Origin of the sequence: Streptomyces sp. NPDC020917, assembly GCF_044333795.1 — a bacterium.
Classification (GTDB): domain Bacteria; phylum Actinomycetota; class Actinomycetes; order Streptomycetales; family Streptomycetaceae; genus Actinacidiphila.
Window position 1 is genome coordinate 1 of sequence record NZ_JBIRRR010000051.1, and the last position, 5469, is coordinate 5469.

Consider the following 5469-nt stretch of genomic DNA (forward strand, 5'->3'; position numbering starts at 1 on the left):
CACCCGCTTGGCCACTTCCGCCAGTCTCCGCGTCATTCCGCCGCCCTCTTCCTCGTCGTGATCCCTGCCGGTACGCCCACCACGTCGGTCAGTGCCCGCGCAGCCACACGGTGGTGTCGTCGGGCAACTCCCCCGCGTCCGGGTCGAATTCGGCGTCACTGGCGAGCACGACGTCCACGTCCTCGGGCAGCGGCACCGCGGCACCGGAGAGGTTCGCGAGGCAGACGAAGCCCTCGCCGCGGGTGAAGGCCAGGACCCCGGACGGGTGACCGGGAAGCCAGCCGAACTCGGCGCCGCGCAGCCCGCGTTCACTGCGGCGCAGCCCCAGGGAGATGCGGTAGAACGTCAGCATCGAGTCGGGCCGGCCGTCCTGCGCCTGCGCGGTGTACGCGGCCCACGCCTCGGGTTGGGGCAGCCACGGTTCCGCTCGGGCGTCCTGGGGGCTGAAGCCGAACGGCGGGCTGTCGCCCGACCAGGGCAGCGGGACCCGGCAGCCGTCGCGGCCGATGTCGGTTCCGCCGGTGCGGTGGAAGATCGGGTCCTGGCGCAGCCCGTCCGGGATGTCCTCGACTTCCCACAGCCCGAGTTCCTCGCCCTGGTAGAGGTAGCAGCCGCCGGGCAGCGCCAGGTCGAGCAGCAGGGCGGCCCGCGCCCTGCGGGTGCCCAGCTCAAGGTCGGTGGGCACCTTGTGCTGGCGCAGCGCGAGACCGAAGGAGGTGTCGGCGCGGCCGTACCGCGTGACGTGCCGGGTGACGTCGTGGTTGGACAGCACCCAGCTGGCGGGGGCGCCGACCGAGGCGTGCGCGGCCAGCGTCGCGTCGATGACCCGGCGCAACTCGACAGCGTCCCAGGGGCAGTTGAGGTAGTCGAAGTTGAAGGCGCTGTGCATCTCGTCGGGCCGCAGGTAGTGGGCGAAGCGCGCCGGGTCGGCCAGCCACACCTCGCCGATCAGCGCGCGCGGCGGCGCGTAGCTCTCGGCGAGCGCCCGCCAGGCGCGGTAGATGCCGTGCACGTCGTCGCGATCGATGTACGGGTGCGGCACCGGCGGGGCGTCGTGGTCGAAGTCGGGCAGCAAGGGGTCCTTCGCGGGCATCGTCGCGGAGTCGATCCGCACGCCGTCCGCGCCGCGGTCGAACCAGAAGCGCAGCACGCTCTCGTGCTCCTCGCGGACCTTGGCGTTGTTCCAGTTCAGGTCGGGCTGCTCGGGCGCGAACAGGTGCAGGTACCACTCGCCGGGCGTGCCGTCCGGGTTGGCGGTACGGGTCCAGGCCGGCCCGCCGAACACGGACTGCCAGTCGTTGGGAGGGAGTTCGCCGTCCGTGCCGCGGCCGGGCCGGAACCAGAAGAGGTCGCGCGCCTCGGCGCCGGGCCCTGCGGCGACCGCCTCCTGGAACCAGGCGTGCCGGTCGGAGACATGGTTGGGGACGACGTCGATGATGATCCTCAGGCCGAGCTGGTGGGCCTCGGCGATCAGCGCCTCGGCCTGTTCCAGGGTGCCGAAGGCGGGGTCGATGCGCCGGTAGTCGGCGACGTCGTACCCGGCGTCGGCCTGCGGCGAGGCGTACCAGGGGCTGAACCACAGGCAGTCCACGCCGAGTTCGGCCAGGTACGGCAGGCGGGCGCGGACACCGGTCAGGTCACCGATGCCGTCGCCGTCGCCATCTGCGAAGGAGCGCGGGTAGACCTGGTAGATGACGGCGTCACGCCACCACTGCGCGGTCTCGGCGGGTTCGGCTGCGACGGACTGAACGGCCACGGGGGCGGGCTCCTTTGAGCGAAGGGGGCAGGCAGGGCGGGGCAGGGCGGGAAGAGGTGGAGCAAGGGCCGGATCAGCCGGCCGGGTTCACCCCTTGAGCGCTCCGGCCGACAGCCCGCCGAGGATGTGCCGCTGGAAGAAGAGGAAGAGGACGACCATCGGCACCGCCGCGATGGCCAGGCCGGCGATCATCTCGGTCGGCGGCACCTGCGTGGTGGAGGTCGACAGCCGGTGCAGCGCGACGGACAGCGTCTGCTTGTCCGGGTCCTGGAGCACCAGCATCGGCCACAGGAAGTCCTTCCACATCCCGACGACCGCGAAGATCGAGATCACCGCGAGCACCGGACGGGACAGCGGGAGCACCACCCGCAGCAGCGTCTGCAGCCGGGAGGCGCCGTCGATGCTGGCGGCGTCGAGGAGTTCGCCGGGGATCTGGTCGAAGAAGCGCCGCAGCACGTAGATGTTGAAGGCGTTGGCGGCGCCGGGCAGCCACAGCGCCCAGGGCGTGTTGAGCAGGTTGAGGTGGAGCAGCGGAAGGTCGGTGACGGTCAGGTACGCGGGCACCAGCAGCGCGGCCGACGGCAGCATCAGGCTGGCGAGCATCCCGGCGAAGATCGCCTTGCCGAACGCGGGCCGCAGCTTGGACAGGGCGTACGCGGCGCACACGTCCACCGAGATCTGGATCAGCCAGCCGCCGGCCGCGTACCAGACGGTGTTGAGGAAGAAGTGCGCGATGTCCATCTGGGTCCACGCGTCCTTGTACGCGGTGAGGTGCACCGACTTCGGCAGCAGCGTGGGGGTCTGGGCGGCGAACTCGCGCGGGGTCTCCAGCGCCGAACTCGCCATCCAGTACAGGGGGAAGAGGAAGGCGGCGGCGAACAGCACGGTGGTGACGGTCAGCACGGTGAAGTAGGCGGCGCGGTAGCGCGGCCGGGCCAGCTCCTGGTCGGAGATGAGGCTGCGGGTCGCCGGCGAGGCGGGGGCGGGTGTGGTCATGGTCGTGGTCCCTCGAAGTCCCTGGTCCTGATCGGTCCGTTGGGCGGGTGGCCGGTCGGCCCCTGGGGTCAGTCCGACTCGCGGGTCAGCCGCAGGTACACCGCGGCGAAGACGCCGAGCACGGCGAACAGCAGCACGCTCATCGACGCCGCGAGGCCGAAGTCGTTGTTGACGGCGAAGGCGTAGCGGTAGACGAGCGTCATCACGGTGATGGTCGAGGGGTCGGTGAAGCCAGTGAGCTGGAACGGCTCGATGAAGACCTGCATGGTGGCGATGATCTGGAGCAGCAGCAGGACGAGCATGATGAAGCGCATCTGCGGCAGCGTCACGTACCGCAGCCGGGCCCAGATGCCGGCGCCGTCCAGCTCGGCGGCCTCGAACAGCTCGCCGGGGATGGACTGCAGCGCGGCCAGGTACATCAGCGTCGCGCCGCCCATGTTGGCCCAGGTGGACACCAGCACCAGCGAGATCATCGCGGTGTGCGGGGACTGGATCCACTGCGAGGTGGGCAGATGGGCGCCGCGCAGCGCGGTGTTGAACAGGCCGTCGCCCGGGTCGTAGAAGAACTGCCAGAGCATCACGCTGACGATCGGCGGCAGCATCACCGGCAGGTAGACCGCGATCCGGAAGTACCCCTTGAAGTGCCGTAGTTCGTTGAGGAGCACCGCGATGACGAACGGCACCGCGTAGCCGAGGACGAGCGCGAGGCCGGTGAACTCGGCGGTGTTCTTCCACGCTGTCCAGAACAGCGGATCGGCGAACAGGTGGCGGTAGTTGGTGAGTCCGACCCACTGCGGGTCGGTGATCAGGTTGTCCTGCTGGAAGCTGAGGATGACGCCCCGGACCAGCGGGTACCACGAGAACACCGCGAAGCAGACGATGCCCGCCGCCATGAAGGCGTACGCCAGGGCGTTGTCGGCGATCCGCCGGCGCAGCCGGGCCCGCCGCGCGGTGCGGGTCCCGGTGCGGCCGCGGGGCGGGGCGGCCGGGGTGCCGGGGCGGTGGGGGGCCAGGGAGGTGGCCATGGTTCTCCTTTGTCGGCGCCCGCGGGCCGCGCCGGTGGTCAGGGCCCGGCGGGGCCCGCGGGCTGCGCGGGGTCGGGGTCCGGGCGGGCGGCTACGGGGCCGCGAGCAGGGAGTCGACCTGCTGGGAGGCGCTGGACAGCAGGGCGTCGATGCCGGCGTCCTTCTGCGTGAGCACCTTGGCCATGGCGGTGTCGAGCACGGCGTAGATCTGCTGGGCCTTCGGCGGTTCGAGGACGAGCGGGATGCCGGGCAGCGCCTGCTGGAACGGCGCGTAGTTGGCGACCGGCTGGTTGGCATACTTCCTGTCGGCGGCGGCCTTGGCCTGCGCGGCGGCGCCGGTCCAGATGTTGGGCTCGGGCAGGCCGACGGGCTGCTTGGCCTGGGCCGCGCGCTGGGCGCCGAGTTCGATGCGGTCGGGGTTCTCGTACTTGAAGGTCACCCAGGCCATGGCGGCCTTGATCTGGTCGGGGGTGTCCTTGGGGTTGAACATGAATCCGCCGCCGCCGGCCAGCGTGCCCTTCCCGCCCGGGATCGGGCCGAGGCCGTAGTCCTTGGGGTCGCCCTTGTACTGGGAGGCGATGGTGGGGATGTTGTCCGCGGTGGCGAGGTACATGCCGAGCTTGCCCGCGCCCATCATCTGCAGCAGGTCGGCCCACTCCAGCAACTGCCGCTGGCCCATGGAGTCGTCGGTCCACCGCATGTCGTGCAGCTGCTGGAGGACCGCCTTGCCGGTGGCGTTGTCGAAGTCGGCCTTCCAGCTGCCGTCGGGCTGCTGCTTGGCGACGTCGCCGCCGCGCGAGTACATCTCGGCGGTGAAGTGCCAGCCGCCGGTGTTGGACTTGCTGTAGTCGCCGTAGCCGACGACGCCCTTGCCGAGGGCGGCGATCTTCCTGGCGTCGGCGCGGACCTCGTCCCACGTCGTCGGCGGCTTGTCCGGGTCGAGGCCGGCCCGCTTGAACAGCGCGCGGTTGTAGACCAGGCCCATCGAGTAGTTGCCCTCGGGCAGGCCGTAGGTGTGGCCCTTCGCGTCCTGGAACACCTTGCGCAGCTGGGACTTGACCTGGTCGACCGCCGGGAACTGCGCCAGGTACGGGGTGATGTCGGCGGCCTGGTGCTTGGCGATCAGGCCGGCCGGGTCGGTGTAGTAGACGTAGAAGGCGTTCTCCAACTGGCCGCCGGCCAGCTTGGTGGAGAAGGTCTGGGGGTCCATCTGGCCCTCGTGCGGCACGACTTTGATTGTCGGGTGGAGCTTCTCGAAGGCCGCCACGTCGTCCAGGAAGATCTTCCGGTTCACCGGGTCGGTCTTGGCGGGCATGTCGTTCACGGTGATGGTGACGGTGCCGTCCGCGGACTTCGACGAGCCGGAGGAGCCGCCGCAGCCGCTCACTACGAGGGTCAGCCCTGCCGCCGCAGCGACGGCGAGGGCGATGCGGGCTCTGCTGCCCGCCGGGAAACCGGTCATGAGTCGTCCCTGGTCATGAGGGTGATGGAAGGGGCGGCCGCTCCCCGAGGTGACGCACAAGTTACGTCGCCCTCATCAGGCACGCAATACGAAAGCACGTTTACGCAAAAACCTCACCGCATTGAGGTGAGGCGACGTAAGAGACGCAAGACCGACGCAGAAAATCAACAGCCGACCGCGGATATAGTGCGCTCATGGTACGCAAACTCGTGCAGGTGGCCCAGAAAGTC

General features: G+C 70.2%; 4 protein-coding genes. All 4 read right to left on the bottom strand.

Features of this window, described 5'->3' with window-relative positions; genetic code table 11:
* Window positions 1-88: 88 nt before the first annotated feature.
* The gene (locus ACH4TG_RS40865; protein ID WP_398248385.1) at window positions 89-1756 is read right to left on the bottom strand and encodes a glycoside hydrolase family 13 protein; all 1668 of its coding nucleotides are present in this window, start codon (window positions 1754-1756) and stop codon (window positions 89-91) included.
* A gap of 87 nt (window positions 1757-1843) precedes the next feature.
* Window positions 1844-2752: a carbohydrate ABC transporter permease gene (locus ACH4TG_RS40870; protein WP_398248387.1), complete on the bottom strand. Its 909-nt coding sequence runs from the start codon at window positions 2750-2752 to the stop codon at window positions 1844-1846.
* Window positions 2753-2820: 68 nt separating this feature from the next.
* Window positions 2821-3777: a carbohydrate ABC transporter permease gene (locus tag ACH4TG_RS40875; protein ID WP_398248389.1), complete on the bottom strand. Its 957-nt coding sequence runs from the start codon at window positions 3775-3777 to the stop codon at window positions 2821-2823.
* 91 nt (window positions 3778-3868) lie between these two features.
* Window positions 3869-5239 (bottom strand): ABC transporter substrate-binding protein, encoded by a 1371-nt coding sequence (locus ACH4TG_RS40880; protein WP_398248391.1) that lies wholly within the window; start codon window positions 5237-5239, stop codon window positions 3869-3871.
* Between the last annotated feature and the right edge of the window lie 230 nt (window positions 5240-5469).

Bases quoted from the DNA above. Each gene is read 5' to 3' on its own strand.
- ACH4TG_RS40870 (WP_398248387.1), bottom strand. From the start codon at position 2,752: ATGACCACACCCGCCCCCGCCTCGCCGGCGACCCGCAGCCTCATCTCC.
- ACH4TG_RS40875 (WP_398248389.1), bottom strand. From the start codon at position 3,777: ATGGCCACCTCCCTGGCCCCCCACCGCCCCGGCACCCCGGCCGCCCCG.
- ACH4TG_RS40880 (WP_398248391.1), bottom strand. From the start codon at position 5,239: ATGACCGGTTTCCCGGCGGGCAGCAGAGCCCGCATCGCCCTCGCCGTC.